We start from the raw sequence: 1,150 nt of genomic DNA on the forward strand, positions 1-1,150 counted from the left end.
CTCTCTGTTAGACCAGCATTGACGTAGCCGCTCCCTGCCGTTGCCAATAGTCCCAGAAGGGCTGGGGACGATCGATCATCTGGCGCCTCGTATGCTCGTAGAAGCCGCAGGCGCTCTGGCCGGAAAGCGTCTGAAGCCCGTCTGCGTCCGAGCGCCTTGCCTGCTCGAGCCAAAGGAACCAGGAGAGGTAGTGGTCCGGCCACTTGGTGGATACGCCGTGGAATGGGGCAAGGAAGATGCGCAGCCTCTGGTGCATCGCGTTGACCATGCCAAGCTCGCCGTCCTTCTGCAGGCGCGTGTCGGTGGCGGCATGCTCGGTGATGCCGAGGGCGGGAAGCACGCGCTTGTAGCCCTGATGGGCGTCGGTCGCCACCCAGGTGCCAGGACCGAGACCCTTGATGGCGTCTCTCAGGGCCTCATCCTTCGGCCTTCCCCTGTCGGCCACGCGGCAGAGCTCGTCTCCGGCATCATTGGCTCCGCAGATGACGCAGACCTTGAGGTTGGAGATGCCGCGCGCATGGACGGCGCCGCCGTGCTTGTGGGGCTTCCTCGGCATCTTGGCAGCACTCCTTGCCCTGTTTCCCGTGAGGGACTCGTCGAGGTAGGCGCCGTCTACCCGCCAGGAGACCGAAGGTCCGGTCCTGAAGGCGAGAAGCGAGCGCTCCATAACCTCGCAGAGTCTCATGCGCATGAACCAGGAGGTCCCGAGGCACACACGGCACGTCTTCGCGCACTGCCTCAGGCTTGAGCCCGAAAGCGTTGCTTCCACGAAGAGCGCCCAGGTCGTGGCATCGAGCTTCGAGGCGGCGAGCAGGCCCCTGCTCTTGGACGAGAATGTCCTCCCGCACCCCTTGCAGAGCCAGCGCTGGGAGCCGTCGGCATTGTGCCCTTTCCTGATGAAGGAGGAAGAGCCGCACCGGGGGCACGATCTGGGCGTCGCGCCATCTGCCTGCTTGCCAAGCTCGCGCGCGACCGCCGCCTTCGTGGCACAGATGAGATCACGCTTCTCCCCGAGGGAGAGCCCCTCCATCTCATGGAGTATGATGTCCAGCATCCCGTCCCCGTCTCTTCGATGTTGATGTTTGGCGACATTCATCTTAGGGCGGGGACGGGACATTATTACGTCAACGCTGGTCTAACGGAGAGTTAC

General features: G+C 63.7%; 2 protein-coding genes. One reads left to right on the plus strand and one right to left on the minus strand.

Annotation, left to right across the window (positions count from 1 at the left end):
• Nucleotides 1-7 precede the first annotated feature (7 nt).
• Nucleotides 8-994: an IS1595 family transposase gene (locus tag ACTQ1S_RS09310; protein WP_441547565.1), complete on the minus strand. Its 987-nt coding sequence runs from the start codon at nucleotides 992-994 to the stop codon at nucleotides 8-10.
• Between ACTQ1S_RS09310 and ACTQ1S_RS09315 the strand changes: the two genes are divergently transcribed.
• Nucleotides 884-1,150: hypothetical protein (locus tag ACTQ1S_RS09315; RefSeq protein ID WP_441547566.1), on the plus strand; the 267-nt coding region annotated here is incomplete at its 3' end. The genes ACTQ1S_RS09310 and ACTQ1S_RS09315 overlap by 111 nt on opposite strands.

This window comes from Collinsella sp. LCP21S3_D3 (genome assembly GCF_052118305.1).
Taxonomy (GTDB): Bacteria; Actinomycetota; Coriobacteriia; order Coriobacteriales; family Coriobacteriaceae; genus Collinsella.